Here is a 20,465-nt window from a genome sequence, read left to right as displayed (position 1 = left end):
CGCCCCTAAGACATCACCGGAACCGGAATGCCTTCATCAGGCGGAGGCTCCTGCTCATGAACTGGGCGTACTTCTCGTCGTCCATGCCGAGAGAGGGGGCCATCGGGAGAACCCTCTGGTGGGCGACCGTCTGGGCCTCGGTGTACTTGAGGATGCCCTCGGAGCCGTGGCGGCGGCCGAGGCCCGAGTCCTTCATGCCGCCCATGGGCGACTGGACGCTGCCGTACGCGGGGGCATAGCCCTCGTTGATGTTGACCGTGCCGGTGCGCAGCCGGGCGGCGACCTCCTGGCCGCGCCGGGCGTTCTTCGTCCAGACCGAGGAGTTCAGGCCGTACGCCGTGGCGTTGGCGCGCTCGATGACCTCGTCCTCGTCCTTGAAGCGGTAGACCGACACGACCGGGCCGAAGGTCTCCTCGGCGCAGACGGACATCGCCGTCTCCACCCCGTCGAGGATCGTGGGCTCGAAGAAGTACGGGCCGATGTCCGGGCGGGCCGTCCCGCCGGCGAGGACCTTCGCGCCCTTGGACACCGCCTCGTCCACGTGCCGTGTGACGGTCTCGAGCTGGCGTTCGCCGACCAGGGAGCCCATGTCGGCGCCGTACGACAGCGACCTGCCGAGGCGCATCGTCCTCGTTCGGGCGGCGAAGCGCTCCAGGAAGGCGTCCGCGACGGACTCGTGGACGTACAGCCGCTCGATGGAGATGCAGAGCTGGCCGGCGGAGGAGAAGCAGGCGCGGACGGCACCGGCCGCCGCCTTCTCGATGTCGGCGTCCTCCAGCACCAGCATCGCGTTCTTGCCGCCGAGTTCGAGGGAGACGCCGACCAGCCGGGCGGCCGCGCCCTGGGCGACCTCGCGGCCGGTGCGGGTGGAGCCGGTGAAGGAGACGTAGTCGGCGTGCCGGACGACCTCGGGGCCGATGACCGGGCCGTCGCCGAGGACGACCTGGAAGACATCGGCGGGCAGACCGGCCTCGATGAGCAGGTCGCGGGCCCACAGTGCGGTGAGGCAGGTCTCCGTGTCCGGCTTCATGACGACCGCGTTGCCCGCGACGAAGGCCGGGATCGCGTCGCCGACCGACAGCTCCAGGGGGTAGTTCCAGGGGGCGATCTGGCCGATCACACCGCGCGGGTGGCGCAGCTCGGTGACCTTGGTGAGGGTCGGCATGGCACCGGCGTGCCGCTTGGGCCGGAGGTAGGAGGGGGCCTTGCGGCCGTAGTGCCGGGCGGCGATCGCGACGGCCTGGACCTCCTCGTGGGCGTGCAGCCGGGCCTTGCCGGTCTCCAGCTGGATCAGGTCGAGCACCTCGGCCTGGCGCTCCAGCACCAGGTCGTGGAAGCGGAGCAGGACGGCGGCGCGCTGCCGTACGGGCGTCTGCTCCCACACGGCCTGGGCGGTGCGGGCCAGTTCGAAGGCCCTCGCCACGTCCTCGGGCGTCGACTCGGGGAGGTCGGCCAGCTTCTCCCCGGTGAACGGCGTGTGGTTGGCGGTGCGACCGGAGCCGACCACGCCCTTGGTGAGCTGGGCGACCAGCTCCGGGGTGACCACGTCGGCGGCGGTGCGGGCGCCCTCCGGGGCGGGGGCGAGGGGGTTCGTGCCGGTCTGTGCCGTGCCGGTCTTCTCCGGGGCGTGCGCGTCCGTCATGAGCCGCAGAGTATGCCCCGGCGGAGGCTTTGGGTACCCGTCGGTAATACGGCTTCACCGAGTGCACACACGACGCCAGTGGCTGCTGGCAACAAACACCCTGATCAGGGCGTTGTGCGGTGACAGTCGGTGTAATTCAGCCTTTCACGATCCCGAGCCGATCCCCAGCCGGCCGCGGGCGCCCTGGAACACCGAGGTGCCTTCCTCCTCCTCCGGCGTGCCCCTGGGCATGTCGACGCGCAGTTCGTACATGCGGTCGTCGCCGGTGCGGATCAGCACGCGCATGACCCGTCTGGGGCTCTCGTCCGCGAGGTAGGCGGTGTCGGCGAGGGCGGCCTGGTGGCCCTGGACGCCGGTGCGGGTGTAGCGCGTGTCCCCCTGGACGACGGGTGCCTTCCGGGCCTGGTCCATCGGGGAGCCCGGGGCCCGGTCCCAGAGGAGGAGGCGGACCTGGACCGTGCCGCCCCGTTCGTCGCCGTAGAGCACGGTGCGGGGCTGGTCGGTCGCGCTGCCGGTCCGGTCGAGTTCGCGGTAGTGGCGCGGGAGACGGAGTACGGCCGCCAGGTCCGGGTCGTGGTGCGGGGTCCAGGTTTCCGTCGTGTCGGCGGTCTGTTCGGCGCTCTCCGCGGTGCCGGCGCCGTCGAGGTGGGTGGCGGCGCCTATGCCTCCGGCGAGCAGTGCGCTGAGGAGGGCGAGGGGGGCGGGGCGGAGGAGGCTGTGCCGTTTCGGCGGCTCCGGTGGTGCGGGGGTCGCGTCCGGGTGAGTTCCCGGGCCGGGGCCGGGGTCGTCCGCCGGCTCCTCTATGTCGTCGGCCTCCTGGTCCCCGGCGGGTATCTCCGCGACGTCCCCGGCGGGTACCTCCGCGACGGGCGCGAGGGGCGGTGGTCCCGCCACCGCCTCCAGTTCCTTCGCGACCTCCTCGGCGTCCGGCCGCTCTTCGGGGTCCGGCAGCAGCAAGCGGCTGATCAGCGGCCCGAGCGGTCCGGCCCGCTCCGAGCCGGGCGGCTCGGCGGCGCGGATCGCGGTGAGTGTGGCCTCCGGCGTGGCCCGGCGGAACGGGGAGGAGCCCTCCACGGCGGCGTACAGCAGGGCGCCCAGGGACCACAGGTCGGACGCGGGCCCGGCGGTACGGCCGGACATCCGCTCGGGGGCGACGAACTCCCCGCCGGCCATGAGGGATTCCTCGCCCCCCGCATGGTCGATGCCGAAGTCGGTGAGGACGACTCGCCGGCCGGGACCGAGCAGCACGTTGGCGGGCTTGACGTCCCGGTGCACGATGCCCACGGAGTGCGCGGCGCGCAGGGCACCGAGGGCGTCGAGGCCGATCCGGGCGGCCTCATGCGCCTCGACCGGGCCGCGTCGCAGTTTCTCGTGCAGGGACTCGCCCTTCACCAACTCCATGACGATCCAGGGGAGCCCGTCGAGGGCTTCGGTCGCGTCGAGCTCGTCGGGGCCGGTGGGGCCCGATCGCTCCTCCGGCCGCTCCGGCTCGACGACCACGTCGTGGATGGTGACGGCCGCGGGATGGTCGACGCGGGCGGCGGCCCGGGCCTCGCGGTGGAGCCGGTGGGCCGCACGCCGGTGGCTCTCGTCCTGGGGGCCGCCCGGCAACCGGGGCTGCCTGACGGCGACTTCACGCTGGACGAGCTCGTCGCGGGCCCGCCAGACCGTGCCCGTCCCGCCGGAGCCGATGCGCTCGATCAGCCGGTAGCGCCCACCGATCAGCCGGCCCCGAGCGCCCGTCCCGCCCCCGTCGTTGCTCATGCCCCATCAGTACCGTGCGGGGCGGGCGGTTGTCGACGCGGGTGCTTTCCAGGGGTGTTGGAGGCGCGGGTTCAGGTCCCGTCGATGTCCAGGTTCGCGATCGCCGTGCTCGCCACCTCACGCCCGCGCTCGGTGAAGTCGCCCTTGCCCGGGTAGCTGACGGTGAGCTTGTACATGTCGCCGTCGGGAGTCCCGTAGTAGAACATCCGGAGCTCGCGGGGGCGGGGGTTCTCGGTGTCGTCGGTGTCGTATACGACGGTGTTCTCGGCGGCCTTCTTGCCTCTGTACGTCGTCACCTTGGGGTTCGTCCTCGGGTTCTCCGGCATGTCCAGGTCGTAGCTGCCGCTCTCCTTGAACCCGCTGTCGTCGTCGTACATCTCGGCGGCCGCGGAGCCCGCGATGTTGGCGCCGGTGTCCTCCGCCTTCTTGAAGAGGCGCAGGCCGATCCAGACGCTGCCGCTCCAGTCGGTGTAGGTGACCCAGTGCCCCTGGTCCCGCTCCCGGTCGGGCACGGTCCGCCGGTACTCGTCGGGGACGGCCAGCGACGCTGCGAGGCTCTTCTCCTGCTTGGTCTGCCAGCCGTCGGGCAACGGCCCGGCGAACGGATCCGCGATCACCAGGTACGCCGTCACCGCCGCCGCCAAGACCGCCGCGCCGAGTCCGGTCCACGCCCCGCGGCCGAGCCGGAAGCCCCGGCTTCCGGTGCCGCGGTCCGTGCCCCGGTCCGTGCCCCGGACGACCTGGGTGGGCTGAGCGGCGGGCGGGTTCGCGGCCGCCTCCAGCCGGGCACGCACCTGTGCGGCGTTCGGGCGGCGGGCCGGGTCCTTGTGCAGCAGGCCCGTGATGACCTCGGCGAGCGGGCCCGGGGCGGAGGCGGGCGGCGCGGGCGTGGCGTTGAGGACGGACTGCAGCGTGGCGGGGGTGTTGCTGCGGCGGAACGGCGAGACGCCCTCCGTCGCCGCGTACAGCACCACGCCCAGGGACCACAGGTCGCTGGCCGGGCCCGGGCGCTGGCCCAGCACCCGCTCCGGCGCGATGTACTCCGGCGAGCCGACGAAGCCGCCGGTGTCGGTCAGGTTGGTCTCGCCCTCGATCTGGGCGATGCCGAAGTCCGTGAGGACGACCCGGTCGTACCGGCCGAGCAGCACGTTGTCCGGCTTCACATCGCGGTGCAGGATGCCCGCCGCGTGCGCGGCCTCCAGCGCGCCGAGCACCTCAAGGCCGATCCGGGCCGCCTCGCGCGCGGACAGGGTGCCCTCCTGGAGCGCGTCGCCCAGCGACCGGCCCCGCACCAGCTCCATCACGATCCACGGCTGGTCGTCCACGACCGCCACGTCGTGGACGTCGACCACGGCCGGATGATCGAGCCGGGCCGCGGCACGCGCCTCACGGCGCATGCGCTCGAAGGCATTGGCGCGTTCGCGCTCGGGAAGATGATCCGGGACACGGGGCTCCTTGACGGCGACCTCCCGGTCCACCGTCTCGTCCTCGGCCCGCCACACCGTGCCCATGCCGCCGTGCCCGAGCTTGGCGATCAGCCGGTAACGCCCGGCGATGAGCCGCCCGGCACCGGGATCCTCGGCCGCTGCCGTCGCCGCCGGTGCCGCGGCCGCCGACCGGGGCGGCACGACCTGGGTGGGCGTCGCGTACGGGTTGCCCGGTACCGGCGCCGATGGGTTGGGCGGTTGCAGAACGAAACTCGTCGGCTCTTCGGCCCCGGATCTGGATCCCCCGTCGCTGCTCATGGGGTCATCCATATCGCGCCAAGCGCTTACGTATCCACCAATGCCGCGAACCGGTCACAGACCCGTGACCCTGGCCGAGGGCTTATCTCCCGTTTGTGCCGGTAGGAGAGCCGACAGGGGTGGTCGTGGGTGCGGGAGCGCTCGGGGACGAAGGCCGGGTCGTGGGGGTCTCGGGAGCCGAACTCGTCGGTGTGGAGCCTCCTCCCGGCTCGCCGCTCTCGTCCATGAGCAGCGCCGCCGCGGACACTCCCGCTCCCGCCATCGCGGCGACCAGCAGCGCGGCCACGAGCACCCTCCGGGTGGGCTGCCGCATCAGCTGCTCGGCGAGCCGGCCCGGTGCGGGCATGCCCGCAGGCCGCATGAACGGCCGCTGGTCGGCGGCGTCCTGCGCGGTGCCGCGCGGCCGTCCGCCCGGTGTGTCCCGTACCGTCGGCACGTACCCGGGCGGCGGCGCCTCCGGCGTCCGGCCCGTGTCGCGAAAGGCCCGCAGCATCCGCTCCGCCCGGTCCGCGTCCAGCCGCCGGTCGGGATCGCGTTCGAGCAGGCCCTGTACGACGGGCAGGAGCGGACCGGCCTGCGCGGGTGGCCGGATCTCGGCGGCGACGACCGCGTGCAGGATGCCGCCCAACGAGTCACGGCGGAACGGCGACTCACCGCTGAGGGCCGCGCACAGCAGCGCGCCCAGCGACCACAGGTCGGACTCGGGCCCGGTCCTGGCCCCCGACATCCGCTCGGGCGCGGTGTACTCGGGCGAGCCGACGAAGGAGTTGTTCTCGGTGAGGGTGGGGGCGCCCGCGACCTGGGCGATGCCGAAGTCGGTGAGGACGACCCGGTCGGTTCCGGCCTCCAGCAGGACGTTCGCGGGCTTGAGGTCGCGGTGCAGGACCCCGGCCGCGTGCGCCGCGCGCAACGCCCCGAGCAGGTCGATGCCGATGCGTGCGGCCTCGGCGGCGTCGACCGGGCCCCGGGCGGCGACCCGGTCGGCGAGCGAGCCGCCCTCGATCAGCTCCATGACGATGTACGGGCGTTCGTCGTCCTCCACGACGTCGTGGACCACGATGATGTGCGGATGGCTCAGCTGGGCGACGGCCCGGGCCTCGCGCAGCGTACGGTCCCGCTGCCGACGTGCCTCCGCCGCGGAGAGCGTCTCGTCGTAGGGGAGCTCCTTGACGGCCACGCCCCGGCCGAGCAGCTGGTCGGTCGCCCGCCACACCACGCCCATGCCACCGCGCCCGAGTCTCTCCTCGAACCGGTAGCGGCCCGCGATGACACGCGTGTTGTGCCCCTCGGTCCCCATGCGGCAATCATGCCCCACCGGACGGACCGGCTCCGGGGCGGCGCTCACGGGTGGCCGAAACAGACGGCCCGCGTCAGCAGCGCGCCGGGCCGACCGGCCTCTGTGTCAGGAGGTCTTCTCCTGCCAGCCCTGGAGCAGCGAGGTGAACTGCTTGCGCGCCTTCGCCCAGTCCTGGGCGGGCGACGACATGTAGAGCGCGTACTCGGTGCCGTCGCGGGCGACGTATGTCTCCTCGATGGCGCGGCGCGGGCCGGGGAACGGGGTGTCCTTCGCCCGCGCGGTCCAGGTGTACTCCCACAGGGCGCCGCCCCGGTCACGGTAGACGTTGCGCTCCAGCGTGATCCGCTTGTAGGCGACCAGATCCTTGATCTGCTGCTCCAGGTCGAGCTGGTGCGCGTACGGGTCGGCGAAGTCCGGGGAGGTGTCGACGGCGATGCGCACGAAGTGCCGTCCGCCGTCCGGCGTGTAGTCGATCTGCTTGAGCTCGCCCTGCGGACCGAAGGGCTTGCGCTTCCAGCCCTTGGGCAGGGAGAGGCTGAAACCCGCGGGGTCGTCGTGGCGGACCCAGCTGTCGGGAACTCCCCCGGGCTGCTGCGTGTTCGTGGGACTCGCCGAGGCGGATGCGCCGCCCGGCTTCTGCCGGCCCTCGTTCCACTGCTGGAGCACCACGGCGGTGGTCCCGCCGATGATGGCCGCGAGCGCGACGACGAGGGCGAGCGTACGCAGCCGACGGCGCCGGCCCGAACCGGTCTGCTGCGGCCCGGACCCCTGCGGACCCGTCGCCGTCGGACCGACCGTGGTGGGACCGGTCGTCGGATGGCCGGCGACGGGGGTCCCGGACACCGGTGTCCGGGGGGCCGGGGCACCGTTGGCGGGGGTACCGGCCAGCGGCGGGAGCGGCGTCCGGGTGTGCGACCCGGAGCCGGTGCCGGACAGGCCCGGGCCGGTCGTGCCCGTGCCGCTGTGGACGTCCTGGTACGGCGTTCCCCCGTACTGCGTCGGGACGTACGCCTGTGCCCCGCTCGGCCGCCGCCCCTCCGCCGCCTCGGCGAGCATGCGCTCGGCCTCGGACGCGTCGGGCCGGGTGGCCGGATCTTTGCGCAGCAGAGCGGTGATGACGGGCCCGAGCGGACCGGCGTGCTGCAGCTGGGCGGCCTCTTCCTCGACCACCGCCTGCATGGTGGTCAGCGGGGTGGTCCGGCGGAACGGCGACCGGCCCTCCACCGCCGTGTAGAGCGTCGCGGCGAGCGCCCACAGGTCGGAGGACGGGCCCGGGTCGTGGCCACGCACCCGCTCGGGCGCCAGGTAGTCGACGGAACCGACGACCTCGCCGGTCCGCGTGATGGTCGTGTCGCCCTCGATCTGGGCGATGCCGAAGTCGGTGAGCAGGACGCGTCCGTCACGCCCCAGGAGGACATTGCCCGGCTTGACGTCCCGGTGCAGGACACCGGCGGTGTGCGCGGCGCGCAGGGCCCGCAGCACCCAGAGGCCGACGCGTGCCGCCTCGCGCGGCTCGACGCGTCCCTCCTCCTTGACGGCGTCGGCCAGCGAACGGCCCTCGACCAGCTCCATCACGATCCACGGACGGCCGTCGTGCTCCAGCACGTCGTGCACGGTGACGACCGCCGAGTGGTTGATCCGCGCGGCGGCCCGCGCCTCCGCCCGGGTGCGCGCCAGGAGGATGGCCTGTTCGCTCTCGGAGACGTAGAGGGCTGCCGTCAACTCCTTGATGGCGACGGACCGGTGCAGCACCTCGTCATGGGCGCGCCACACCCGGCCCATGCCGCCGCTGCCGATCGAGTCGGCGAGCCGGTAGCGGCCCGCGACGAGCTGGCCCTGCATCTGATTCACGTTGCCCCGCAATGGTCTTGACAGGGTCAGCGTAAGGACCCGCCCCTCCCCAGGGAACAAGCGGGGTACCACGGTGACCGCACTGTGACGGTTGTCGCCTGTCGGGACGCGAGGCAACCAGAGGTTGAACTACCGCGTACAGGCGGCGCGCCGGGCGCTCAGCCCGTCGCCTTGTAGGTCGCCGCCGCCTGCTCGTACAGCCGCGTCACCTCGTCCCGCTCGGCCTCCGGCCCGCGCACCTGGACCACGTGGTACCGCCCGCCGACCAGCATCGCGAGGTTGCGCACATACAGCTCGCCCCCGTCGCCGCCGGTCCAGGTGAACTGCCCCTCGGCCATGGTCCGTCCGCCCACCTCTATCGTCTTCAGCCCGGTGGAGGTGGCCCAGCTGGAGTCGCGGTAGGGCTGCAACTCGCGCTCCCTCTCCCGCTGGTAGGCCATCGGGTCAGTGCCGAACTCCGTGGCGCTGTCCCGGCCCGGTACGACGATGAGCTCGAAGTCGCCCTTCGCATAGACGACCTGGCCGCTGCCGTTACGCGGGGTGTGGCTCCAGCCCTTGGCGACGGCGACCTGGAACCCTGCCGGGTCCTTGCGCAGGGTGAAGCCGTCGGCGACATCGGGGCCCGCGGTCTGCGTCTCCGCGGAACCGGCCGACTTCGACGGGCTCTTCTCCGGCTCGGGCGACGTCTGGTCGGGCCGAGGCTCGCTGCTGGCGTCCGGCTCGGGCGCCTGGCTGACCTCACCGGCGGAACCGGCACGGTCCGTACCGTCCGTGCCTTCCGCGCCGTCGGTCTTCGACTTGGGCATGAAGAGCATGGCGTAGGCGATCGCGGCGGCCATCACGAGCAGGACCAGCAGGAGCAGGGTGCGGCCGAGGCGGTTCGGCGACCGGGACTCGCGCTTGGCCCGTTTGTGCCGCCCGTGGTGCGCGGGCAGCCCGGCCTTCCGCCTGCGCACGAGCTCGCCCCTGCGGCGTACGACGGGCAGCCGGCTCGCGTCGGCGGGCGGCGCCGCGACGACGTGCACCCCGGCCTCCGGCTCGGGCGCGGAGCGTACGAGCGAGCGCAGCCAGCCGCGCAGTTCCTCGAAGTCGAGGCGCTCGGTCGGGTCCTGACGCAGCAGCGACTCCACCACCGGCCGGAGCGGCCCGCACTCCTCGGCGTAGGCGGGCGGTTCGGCGCACACCATCTGCACCAGCTCGGCCGTCGACTCCTCCGGGTAGGGTGCATGCCCCTGTACGGCCCGGAAGAGCAGCGCGCCGAGCGCCCACAGGTCGGTCGCGGGACCGATCGGGGCGGCCAGCTGCCAGTTCTCGTGCACGGGTCCGGCCTGCTCGGGCGCCCAGCGCTCCGTCACGGGCCCCACGACGGCCATCCGCGCCTGCCGTGCCCGCTCGGCGGCCAGGGCCGTGGCCGGGCCGCGCCGGGGTGCGGGGGTGTCGGCGACCAGTTCGTCCCACCGGGCTGGCGAGCCCTGGGCGGAGGGGTCCGGGGCCGGCGGGAGAGCCGCCTGCTCCTGCCCCTGCGGCAAGGAAGCGCCGCCGGTTCCGCCCCGGGGCGTGGCGCCGTGCCAGGCGGTCGTCCGGGGGGCGCCGCCCACGCCGTAGGGGTCGGCTATCCGCCCCGGCGGACCCGCACCGGGTGCCGGGCCCTGCCCGGGGATGTACGGCGACTGCGCCGAGCCGTTGCCGTGGGGCGCGGGCCCGCTGTCCGGGGCGGACCGGGCACCGGGCAGGGCGGCCCGGCCGCCCTCCTGCGCCTCCTGGACCCGTGCGGCGGCCCGGGCACCTGCCCGGTAGGCCGCGATGGCCCCGGCCCGGGCGGCCCGTGGGTCACCGCTGTCGTCCACGCTCCTGCGGGCCGACGCGGCCGGGCCCCCGCCCGCCGTGTCACCCCCGGCCGCGGGCAGCCCCCTGGCCTCCCGTGCCTCTATGGCGGCTCGCCGCGCGGCCTCGGGATCGACCGCACCGCCGAGGCCGCCCGGGGCGCCGCCACCCGGGCCTCCGACGCCGTTGACCGGCCCGGCACCGCCCTCGTGGGCCGGCCCCCGCTCAAGCTCTTCGGCGGCCGGCACCGGGTCGTACCCGCACAGTGCCTCCTCCGCCGCGCCCACCGCGAGACCGGTCAGCATCACCCGGCCGTCGTCGCAGACGAGCACCGTCCGCGCGGTGACGTTCCGGTGCACCCAGCCGTGGGCGTGCAGCACCCGCAGCGCCATGAGGACGTCGGAGGCGACCTCGGCCGCCCGGTAGGGCGTCAGCGGCTTCTCGGCGAGCAGCGCCGCCAGCGGACGCGCGGCCACCAGCTCGCTGACGATCCACAGCGAACCGCCCTCGGCGAACACGTCGAAGACCTGGTCTAGCCGCGGATGGTCGGGAATGGCCGCGGCGGCCTGGGCGGCGTCGACCGCACGCCGTACCACCGGGTCCGTGGGCCGCCGGAGGCCCGGACGCGCGCCGGACCGCCGCGCACCACCGTCACGGGCGGTGAAGCCGTCGGGCAGCCCCTCCGCGTCGAGGACCTCGGCCTCGACCACCTCCGGCAACGGCACCTGCCTGACGAGGACTTCCTGTCCGCTGTAGGTGTCGAAGGCCCGGGTCTCGGTGAGTTCGTACTCGTCGGACGGCGGCAGCGGCAGGCGGTAGCGGTCGGCGAGTACCCGGCCCGCATAGTCGTCCACGTTGCCTCCCCCGTCAGCCCGGTCGGTCACATCCGTTCGCCCCACGGTCCGTTCCGGCTGCGCACGGACCGCAAATATTTACGATACGTGCCGCAGGCAACCCGCAATGTGGGGATGCCAGATCTGCCTCCCCAAACCCGGGGACGCTCATGCTCAGGACTTGGGTTCGAAGGTCTTGGTCAGCGTCGCCCATGTCTTCTTGCGCGACTCACCGCCCCAGCCGGCCGCCTTCGCCGTGTACATCAGCGCGTAGCCCTGGGAGTCGTCGACGACGAACCCGCGGTCGATCGTCCGGTACTTGGTGCCGCTCTCCCGGTAGGTGAACTCCCAGTCGGCCGTGTTCCAGCCGCGGTAGTCCACCTTCTCTATTCGGATCTTCCTGTACTCCGTGCGCTGCATGTAGCGCTCCTGGCTCTTCCAGTCCGCCACCGGGTCGCCCTTGGGCGTGGACGTCCAGGCGATGAGCAGCTTCTGCCCGTCGGGCCCGGTGAACCGGTCGCCGGCGGAGCCCGTGGACTGGAACTTCCACCCCTTCGGCAGGCCGATCGAGTACCCCTGGTTCCCCTGGTGAGTCGACTCCGCCGCGGTGCCCTTTCCGGCGGACCCGTCCTTCCCGTCGCCGGCCGATCCGCTCTCCCCGCCGCTCGGTTCGCTGTTCGAGGCGGGCCCCGAGGGCGCGGGCTGCGTCGCGGTGTCGTCGGTGCGCGCGCCGCCCTTCTCGTCGCCCTTGGTGTCGGCGCTCGACGCCGTGGCGACGGTCTTGCCGCCGCTCTCGCCCCCGGCCCCCTTCGAGCCCTTGTCGTCCCCGCTGAACGCGATGGTGAGCACTGTGCCGAGCACGGCGAGCACCACGACCACGGCGATGATCATCAAGGTCCGCCGCGACACCACGTCGGTGAGCGGCGCCCTGGGCACCTGCCGCGGCGGCAGATCCGGCGGCGGCATGACGGGCCACCCCGAACTCCGCCCTTCGGAGGTCGCCTTCGCCTCCTGCGCGGCTCGCTCACCGGCCCCGGAAGCCGCAGCACCCGACGTCTGCTTCGGACCCGGCTTCGCCGCAGACGCGCTGGCGCCCCCAACGGCCGCCTCGTCCTTAAGCCCGGAAGCGGGCTTGGCGTCCTCGGACTCGGTGCGGGTCGCGGCCGACGCCGCGGCGGGTCCGGCCGCGGCCTTGCGCACGGAGCGCAGCGCCCCGCGCAGCCGCTCCCCGGCCTCCTCGCCCCGCTTGCTCCCGGCACTCGCCGAGCCACCCTTGCGGGAGGCCTTGTCCGGCTGCTTCGGCAGCGGCACGACCTTCGTCGCGTCCAGCGGCTCAGGCTCGGCCTTCTCCGGCGCGTGGATGACGGAGTTCAGCATCGCCCGGGCGCCCGCGTCGTCGAGCCGCTTGGCCGGGTCCTTGGTGAGCAGCCCGTGGATGACGTCCGTCAGCGGGCCCGCGTTCTTCGGCTCCTCCAGCGGCTCGGTCATCACCGCGGTGAGGGTCGCTATGGCCGACCCCTTGTCGTACGGCGGCGCTCCCTCCACCGACGCGTACAGCAGCCCGCCGAGCGACCACAGGTCGGCGGCCGGGCCCGGCTTGTGCCCGCGCGCCCGCTCCGGGGAGATGTAGGAGGGCGCGCCGACGAGCATGCCGGTCGAGGTGATGGACGGGTCGCCCTCGACCTGGGCGATGCCGAAGTCGGTGAGCACGACCCGGCCGTCGTCGGAGATCAGCACGTTCGACGGCTTCACGTCGCGGTGCAGGATGCCCTCGCGGTGCGCGGACCGCAGCACGTCGAGGACGGCGAGCCCGACCTCCGCGGCCCGCTTCGGCTCGAGGAGGCCGTCCTCCCGGATGACCTCGGCGAGCGACTTGCCCTCGACGAGCTCCATCACGATCCAGGGCCGGTCGTCCTCCTGGACGACGTCGAAGACGGTCACGGCGCTGTTGTTGCGGATCCGCGCGATCGCCTTGGCCTCGCGCAGCGTCCGCGTGATCAGCCGCCGCTTCTCCTCCTGGTCGATGTTGGTCGGGAACCGCAGCTCCTTGACGGCGACCGTCCGCCCCAGCGTCTCGTCCTCGGCGCGCCACACCGTGCCCATGCCGCCGCGGCCGAGCACCTCACCCAGCCGGTAGCGCCCCGCCAGGAGACGCTCCCTGTTGTCCTGACGAGTGTCCTGACGGGATGTGCCCGCCCGCTCCGCCTCCGACATGCGTCCCCTCATACAACCCGCCCTGACAGAGCCTCCATTGTCTCTCACCCGACAAGTGCCCCGTGCCCAGGGGGCCCCTGGGCACGGGGCACCGGGCCCGCCCACCCGGAACCCGGGTGCGCCGCACCCCGCGCCGCCTTGCATGATGGGCTCTGACGAGGGAGGAGCCCGCATGCCGCCGATTCGGACGCTGCTGGCCCTGCCCGCGGCCGTCGCCCTCCTCGGCCTGCCCCCGGCCGACTCCTCGGCCCTTTCGGCCCCGCCCACGGACGCCCTGCTGCCTCTTCTCACGACCCGGGGCGGAGCCCCCGCCGCGGCCCTGCTGGCCCGGGAGGGAACCACCACCCGCTATGCCCACGCCGGTCCCGGAATCGCCCGGTCGGACCATTTCCGCGCCGGCAGCATCACGAAGACGTTCATCGCCACGGTCGTGCTGCAACTGGCCGCCGAGCACCGGCTGTCCCTGTCCGACACCGCGGAGCGGCACCTGCCCGGCCTGGTGCGGGGAGCGGGCAACGACGGCCGCGCGCTGACCCTGCGCTCGCTGCTCACCCACACCAGCGGCCTGTCCGACTTCACGGCGGACACCGACGGAAGGGCACCCGTCACACCCCGTCAGGCCGTACGCATCGCACTCACCCACCCTCCGACCACGCGCGGCCGTTTCTCCTACTCCAACACCAACTACGTCCTGCTCGGCCTGGTCATCCAGCAGGTCACCGGCGACTCGTACGCCACCGAGGCCGAGCGCCGCATCATCGCTCCCCTGGGTCTGACGGGCACCTCCTTCCCGGGCTCCCGCTCCTCGCTGCCCTCTCCGCACGGCCGCGCCTACGCCGCCGACGGAACCGACGTCACCGATCTCGATCCGCGGGTGGCCGGCGCCGCGGGCGAGCTGGTGACCACGCTCGCCGATCTGGACCGCTTCTACGCGGCCCTGCTCGACGGCCGGCTGCTGCCCCCGCGCTGGCTGCGCGAGATGCGCGACACCCGTGCCGCACACGGCGCGTACGGCATGGGGCTGTTCCCCGAGAAGCTTCCGTGCGGCATCACGGTGTGGGGACACAACGGGCACATATCCGGCAGCTACGTGCGCACCGCGGCCACCGTCGGCGGCCGGCGTGTCCTCACCTTCCGTGTGAACACGGACGCGATCGCGGATCCCGACCTCGAACCCGCGGTGCTCGCGGCCGAGTTCTGCCCCCGCACCTCGTAGAACGACCGGGCCCCGAACGGATATCCCGGCTCACGACACTCGTTCGAGTGATGTCGGGGCGGGATGTCCCGGGCACGGCAGGCGTCTACCGAGGCACGATGTCCGGCGCCCCCAACCGCGCCGCGTCCGCCGTGAGGTCGTCGGGCTGCCGCTGCGACTCGCGCTCGGCTTCCACCCGCTTCTGGTAGTGCTCGATCTCGCGCTCGATCTGGTCCTTGTCCCAGCCGAGCACGGGCGCCATCAGCCCGGCGGCGTCGCGTGCGCTGCGACTGCCCCGGTCGAAGGTCTCGATCGAGATGCGCGTCCGCCGGGTCAGCACGTCGTCCAGATGCCGCGCCCCCTCGTGCGAGGCCGCGTACACGATCTCGGCGCGCAGATAGTCGTCGGCCGCCGCCAGGGGCTCGCCCAGCGACGGATCCTCGGCGATCAGCTCCAGGAGCTCCTCGGTCATCGCCCCGTACCGGTTCAGCAGATGCTCCACCCGCACCACGTGCAGTCCGGTCCGGGCGGCGATCCGCGCCCGCGCGTTCCACAGCGCCCGGTAGCCCTCGGCGCCCAGCAGCGGCACGTCCTCGGTGACGCACTCGGCAACGCGCATGTCGAGCCCGTGCACCGCCGCGTCCACCGCGTCCTTGGCCATGACCCGGTACGTCGTGTACTTGCCGCCCGCCACGACGACGAGCCCGGGCACCGGATGCGCCACGGTGTGCTCGCGCGACAGCTTGCTGGTGGCGTCCGACTCGCCCGCGAGCAGCGGCCGCAGGCCCGCGTACACGCCCTGGACGTCGTCCCTGGTGAGCGGCACCGCGAGCACCGAGTTCACATGTTCCAGCAGGTAGTCGATGTCCGCGCTGGACGCGGCCGGGTGGGCCTTGTCGAGGTCCCAGTCGGTGTCCGTGGTCCCGACGATCCAGTGCCGGCCCCAGGGGATGACGAACAGCACGGACTTCTCCGTGCGCAGGATCAGTCCGGTCGTGGAGTGGATCCGGTCGCGCGGCACGACCAGGTGGATGCCCTTGGACGCCCGGACGTGGAACTGGCCGCGCTCCCCGACCATCGCCTGGGTGTCGTCCGTCCAGACGCCGGTCGCGTTGACGACCTGCTTGGCGCGGATCTCGTACTCCCCGCCACCCTCGACGTCCTGCACCCGTGCGCCGACGACCCGCTCGCCCTCGCGCAGGAAGCCCGTCACCCGCGCGCGGTTGGCGGCCTTGGCGCCGTACGCCACGGCCGTGCGCACGAGGTTGGTCACATAGCGGGCGTCGTCCATCTGGGCGTCGTAGTACTGGAGCGCCCCGACCAGGGCGTCCTTCTTCAAGCAGGGCGCCACGCGCAGGGCGTGAGAGCGGGTCAGGTGGCGGTGCACGGGCAGGCCCCGGCCATGGCCGCGCGCCATGGACATGGCGTCGTACATCGCGACGCCCGACCCGGCGTACAGGCGCTCCCAGCCCTTGTGCTGCAGCGGGTACAGGAACGGCACGGGCTTCACCAGGTGCGGGGCGAGCCGCTCCAGCAGCAGGCCGCGTTCCTTCAGCGCCTCCCGGACGAGCGCGAAGTCGAGCATCTCCAGATAGCGCAGGCCGCCGTGGATCAGTTTGCTGGACCGGCTGGACGTACCCGAGGCCCAGTCGCGGGCCTCGACCAGGCCGGTGGCGAGCCCCCGGGTCACGGCGTCGAGGGCGGTTCCCGCACCCACCACGCCCGCGCCCACGACCAGCACGTCCAGCTCTCGCTCGGCCATGGATGCAAGTGACTCGGCTCGCTGCGCCGGCCCGAGTGTCGCTGTCCTCACGCTGCCTCCCGCTCATCGGTCGCGCCGGCCGCACCCGTCGGGTGAGGCCCCGTCCGTATCCCCCCATGCCCAAATTCTGACCGGGTTGCCCGACTTCAGCCACCACGGGCCCTCAGCCTGTGGACAACCCGCACGGAACACTCACCGAAACTCGGCCAGGCAATCCCACATAACGGTCATATTTACTCCTAGTCTGACATTGCACTCGCCCGTCCTGTCCACAGGGCTTGCGCACCTGTCCCACTTCGGCTACTGGGAAGGACGGCCACGCCGTGCCCGCAGATCTCGCCGTCATCGGACTCGGCCCTTACGGCCTGCCCCTGGCTCAGGCCGCCGTCGCCGCCGGCGTCCCCACCATCGGCTACCGGACCGGACCCGAGACCGGTCCCCTCAGCCCCGCCGAACTGCGCCGGATGCTCTCGGGGGGCTTCCGGCAGACCACGAACGCCGCCGAACTCGGCAGGGTCCGCACCGCGGTCATCTGCGCACCGACCCCGCCGGGTGCGGACGGCCGGCTCGATCTGAGCCAGGTGGAGACGGCCGCCCGCACCCTGGCCGCCCATCTGCGCCCGCACACCACGGTGATCCTGGAGTCACCTGTGTACCCCGGGGCGACAGAGGGATTCCTGCGTCCGCTCCTCGAAGAGGGATCGGGCCTGCGGGCGGGCCGGGACTTCCACCTCGCCCACTCCCCCAGCCGCGTCGACCCCGGCAACCGCGACCTCACCCCCGCCGGCACTCCGAAGGTCATCGGCGGCCTCACCCCGGCCTGCACCGAGTCGGCCGCCGCCTTCTACGGACGGCTCACGGACAAGGTGGTACGCGCGCGTGGACTGCGCGAGGCGGAAACCGTGCAGCTGCTGGAGACCAACTACCGCCACGTCAACATCGCCCTCGTCAACGAGATGGCCGCGCTCTGCCACGACCTGGGCGTCGACCTGTGGGACGTGATCCGCTGCGCGGAGACCAGGCCGTACGGCTTCCAGGCCTTCCGCCCCGGCCCGGGCGTCGGCGGCCACACCCTCCCGCAGGACCTGACCGCCCACGGCGGCCGCAGCCTGCGCATGGTGGAACTGGCCCAGAAGGTCAACAGCCGGATGCCCCGCTATGTCGTCCAGCGCGGCGCCCAGCTCCTCAACGAGCACGGCAAGTCGGCGCGCGGCGCACGCGTGCTGCTCCTGGGCGTCACCTACAAGCCCGACCTCGCCGACCTGCAGGGCACCCCAGCCGAGGAGATCGCCCTGCGCCTGATGGACCTGGGCGCGTCGGTCAGCTACCACGACCCGCACATCCCCGACTGGAGCGTCCTCGACCGCCCCGTCCCCCGGGCGGACTCCCTCTACGAGGCGGCCGCCGACGCGGATCTGACCATCCTGCTCCAGCAGCACCGCACGTACGACCTCCAGGGCCTGTCGGTGAAGGCGCAGCTGCTCCTGGACACACGAGGGGCGACACCCGCGGGTGCCGCCCACCGTCTGTGACGTCGTACCCGGGGCCTACCGCCGGTGCTGCGAGTCCGCCACCGTCACCTCGACGCGCTGGAACTCCTTCAGCTCGCTGTAGCCGGTGGTGGCCATGGCGCGGCGCAGGGCGCCGAAGAGGTTCATCGAGCCGTCGGGGGTGTGGGACGGGCCGGTGAGGATCTCCTCGATGGTCCCGACCGTGCCGAGGTCGACCTTCTTGCCGCGCGGCAGCTCCTCGTTCACGGCCTCCATGCCCCAGTGGTGGCCCTTGCCCGGGCCGTCGGTCGCGCGGGCGAGCGGGGAGCCCATCATCACCGCGTCGGCACCGCAGGCGATCGCCTTGGGCAGGTCGCCGGACCAGCCGACACCGCCGTCCGCGATCACATGCACGTAGCGGCCGCCGGACTCGTCCATGTAGTCACGGCGCGCGGCGGCCACGTCGGCGACCGCCGTAGCCATGGGGACCTGGATACCGAGCACATTGCGCGTGGTGTGCGCGGCGCCGCCGCCGAAGCCGACCAGCACACCGGCCGCGCCGGTGCGCATCAGGTGCAGGGCCGCGGTGTACGTGGCGCAGCCGCCGACGATCACCGGGACGTCCAGTTCGTAGATGAACTGCTTCAGGTTCAGCGGCTCGGACGCACCGGAGACGTGCTCCGCCGAGACCGTCGTACCGCGGATGACGAAGATGTCCACGCCCGCGTCGACGACGGCCTTGGAGAACTGGGCCGTGCGCTGCGGGGAGAGCGCGGCGGCCGTGACCACGCCGGAGTCGCGCACCTCCTTGATGCGGGCGCCGATCAGCTCCTCCTTGATCGGCGCGGCGTAGATCTCCTGGAGGCGCCGGGTCGCCGCCTCGGCGGGCAGCTCGGCGATCTCGTCGAGCAGCGGCTGCGGGTCCTCGTGGCGCGTCCACAGGCCCTCGAGGTTCAGCACGCCGAGGCCGCCGAGCTCGCCGATGCGGATCGCGGTGGCCGGGGAGACGACCGAGTCCATGGGAGCGGCCAGGAAGGGCAGCTCGAAGCGGTAGGCGTCGATCTGCCAGGCGATCGAGACCTCCTTCGGGTCCCGCGTACGGCGGCTGGGGACGACGGCGATGTCGTCGAAGGCGTACGCCCGGCGGCCGCGCTTGCCGCGCCCGATCTCGATCTCAGTCACGTCTGTGGCCTTTCCCTGATGCGTTGCAGCGTCTTCCAGTATCGCCGACGGGCATGACGAGGGCGGCCCCGGATGCTTCCAGGGCCGCCCCATCAGGCCTGATGCCTACTGACGGCTGTAGTTCGGCGCCTCGACCGTCATCTGGATGTCGTGCGGGTGGCTCTCCTTCAGGCCCGCCGAGGTGATGCGGACGAAGCGGCCCTTGGACTCCATCTCCTCGATGGTGGCCGCGCCCACGTAGCCCATGGTCTGGCGCAGACCGCCGACGAGCTGGTGCAGCACGTTGGCCAGGGGGCCGCGGTAGGGCACCTGGCCCTCGACGCCCTCGGGCACGAGCTTGTCGTCGGAGGCGACCTCGGCCTGGAAGTAGCGGTCCTTCGAGAACGACTTCCCCTGGCCGCGGGACTGCATGGCGCCGAGCGAGCCCATGCCGCGGTAGGACTTGAACTGCTTGCCGTTGATGAAGAGCAGCTCGCCGGGCGACTCCTCACAGCCCGCGAGCAGGCTGCCCAGCATGACCGTGTCGGCACCGGCGGCGAGCGCCTTGCCGATGTCGCCGGAGTACTGCAGACCACCGTCGCCGATCAGCGGGATGCCCGCGGGGCGGGCGGCGAGGGAGGCCTCGTAGATGGCGGTGACCTGCGGGACGCCGATGCCGGCGACCACACGCGTGGTGCAGATCGAGCCGGGGCCCACACCCACCTTGATGCCGTCGACACCGGCGTCGATCAGGGCCTGCGCACCGTCGCGCGTGGCGACGTTGCCGCCGATCACGTCGACGGACACGCTCGACTTGATCTTCGACATCCAGCTGAGGGCGTTGCTGTTGTGGCCGTGCGAGGTGTCGACGACCAGGAAGTCCACCCCGGCCTCGGCGAGCGCCTGGGCGCGCTCCAGGGCCTCGGGGCTGGCGCCCACAGCGGCACCGACCAGCAGCCGGCCCTCGGCGTCCTTGGCGGCGTTCGGGTACTTCTCGGCCTTGACGAAGTCCTTGACCGTGATCAGGCCCTTGAGGATGCCGCGGTCGTCGACGAGCGGCAGCTTCTCGATCTTGTGGCGGCGCAGCAGCTCCATGGCGTCGACGCCGGAGATGCCGACCTTGCCGGTGACCAGCGGCATCGGCGTCATGACGTCACGCACCTGACGGCTGCGGTCGGTCTCGAAGGCCATGTCGCGGTTGGTGACGATGCCGAGCAGCTTGCCGGCCGGGTCCGTGACGGGGACGCCGCTGATGCGGAACTTGGCGCACAGGGCGTCCGCCTCGGCGAGCGTCGCGTCCGGGTGCACCGTGATGGGGTCGGTGACCATGCCGGACTCGGACCGCTTGACCAGGTCGACCTGGTTGACCTGGTCCTCGACCGACAGGTTGCGGTGCAGCACGCCGACGCCGCCGAGGCGGGCCATGGCGATCGCCAGACGGGACTCGGTCACCTTGTCCATCGCCGCGGAGAGCAGCGGGATGTTGACCCGGACGTTGCGGGAGATGCGGGACGAGGTGTCGACCGCGTTGGGGAGCACCTCGGATGCGCCCGGCAGCAGCAGCACGTCGTCGTAGGTCAGCCCGAGTGTCGCGAATTTTCCGGGCACTCCGTCGACGTTTGCAGTCATGACACCTTCCCCAAATGGCCTTGATCGGTGCGGATGTCCATGCTAACGGGAAGCGCGG

Annotated in this window: 12 protein-coding genes; 2 read left to right on the top strand and 10 right to left on the bottom strand. The window is 72.7% G+C overall.

What is annotated here, in order from left to right; translation table 11 throughout:
• Nucleotides 1-13: 13 nt before the first annotated feature.
• The 7 genes from ACFT32_RS16340 to ACFT32_RS16310 all read right to left on the bottom strand — a co-directional run bounded on the left by ACFT32_RS16340 (nucleotide 14) and on the right by ACFT32_RS16310 (nucleotide 13,170).
• Entirely contained in the window at nucleotides 14-1,642 is a 1,629-nt protein-coding gene (locus ACFT32_RS16340; RefSeq protein WP_382489466.1) for a succinic semialdehyde dehydrogenase, read from the bottom strand.
• Nucleotides 1,643-1,786: 144 nt separating this feature from the next.
• Nucleotides 1,787-3,406, bottom strand: a complete 1,620-nt coding sequence (locus tag ACFT32_RS16335) for a serine/threonine-protein kinase (protein WP_382489464.1) — start codon at nucleotides 3,404-3,406, stop codon at nucleotides 1,787-1,789.
• A 71-nt stretch (nucleotides 3,407-3,477) separates the two neighbouring features.
• Nucleotides 3,478-5,151 carry a serine/threonine-protein kinase gene (locus tag ACFT32_RS16330; RefSeq protein WP_382489462.1) on the bottom strand — a complete coding sequence of 558 codons (1,674 nt, stop codon included), beginning with the start codon at nucleotides 5,149-5,151 and terminating at the stop codon, nucleotides 3,478-3,480.
• 82 nt (nucleotides 5,152-5,233) lie between these two features.
• Nucleotides 5,234-6,448 (bottom strand): protein kinase, encoded by a 1,215-nt coding sequence (locus ACFT32_RS16325; protein WP_382489460.1) that lies wholly within the window; start codon nucleotides 6,446-6,448, stop codon nucleotides 5,234-5,236.
• A gap of 105 nt (nucleotides 6,449-6,553) precedes the next feature.
• Nucleotides 6,554-8,290 (bottom strand): serine/threonine-protein kinase, encoded by a 1,737-nt coding sequence (locus ACFT32_RS16320; protein WP_382489458.1) that lies wholly within the window; start codon nucleotides 8,288-8,290, stop codon nucleotides 6,554-6,556.
• A gap of 167 nt (nucleotides 8,291-8,457) precedes the next feature.
• Entirely contained in the window at nucleotides 8,458-10,977 is a 2,520-nt protein-coding gene (locus ACFT32_RS16315) for a protein kinase (RefSeq protein WP_382489456.1), read from the bottom strand.
• Between the two features lie 153 nt (nucleotides 10,978-11,130).
• On the bottom strand, nucleotides 11,131-13,170 hold the full coding sequence (locus ACFT32_RS16310) for a serine/threonine-protein kinase (RefSeq protein ID WP_382489454.1): 2,040 nt from the start codon (nucleotides 13,168-13,170) through the stop codon (nucleotides 11,131-11,133).
• Between the two features lie 172 nt (nucleotides 13,171-13,342).
• Here ACFT32_RS16310 and ACFT32_RS16305 point away from each other — a divergent pair, with 172 nt between their 5' ends.
• Nucleotides 13,343-14,386, top strand: a complete 1,044-nt coding sequence (locus ACFT32_RS16305) for a serine hydrolase domain-containing protein (RefSeq protein ID WP_382489452.1) — start codon at nucleotides 13,343-13,345, stop codon at nucleotides 14,384-14,386.
• 85 nt (nucleotides 14,387-14,471) lie between these two features.
• On the opposite strand, the gene ACFT32_RS16300 is transcribed toward ACFT32_RS16305, so the two are convergent.
• Entirely contained in the window at nucleotides 14,472-16,178 is a 1,707-nt protein-coding gene (locus tag ACFT32_RS16300) for a glycerol-3-phosphate dehydrogenase/oxidase (protein WP_382489450.1), read from the bottom strand.
• Nucleotides 16,179-16,450: 272 nt separating this feature from the next.
• Here ACFT32_RS16300 and ACFT32_RS16295 point away from each other — a divergent pair, with 272 nt between their 5' ends.
• The gene (locus ACFT32_RS16295; RefSeq protein WP_382489448.1) at nucleotides 16,451-17,659 is read left to right on the top strand and encodes a nucleotide sugar dehydrogenase; all 1,209 of its coding nucleotides are present in this window, start codon (nucleotides 16,451-16,453) and stop codon (nucleotides 17,657-17,659) included.
• 15 nt (nucleotides 17,660-17,674) lie between these two features.
• On the opposite strand, the gene ACFT32_RS16290 is transcribed toward ACFT32_RS16295, so the two are convergent.
• Nucleotides 17,675-18,799, bottom strand: a complete 1,125-nt coding sequence (locus ACFT32_RS16290; RefSeq protein WP_184591345.1) for a GuaB3 family IMP dehydrogenase-related protein — start codon at nucleotides 18,797-18,799, stop codon at nucleotides 17,675-17,677.
• Nucleotides 18,800-18,904: 105 nt separating this feature from the next.
• Complete coding sequence (gene guaB / locus ACFT32_RS16285) at nucleotides 18,905-20,407, bottom strand: IMP dehydrogenase (RefSeq protein WP_193481566.1); 1,503 nt, start codon at nucleotides 20,405-20,407, stop codon at nucleotides 18,905-18,907.
• Nucleotides 20,408-20,465: the final 58 nt, after the last annotated feature.

Source organism: Streptomyces sp. NPDC057002, from assembly GCF_042673825.1.
GTDB lineage: Bacteria > Actinomycetota > Actinomycetes > Streptomycetales > Streptomycetaceae > Streptomyces.
The sequence above is the reverse complement of the archived record's forward strand: the minus strand, read 5'-3'. Positions and strand labels throughout refer to the sequence as shown.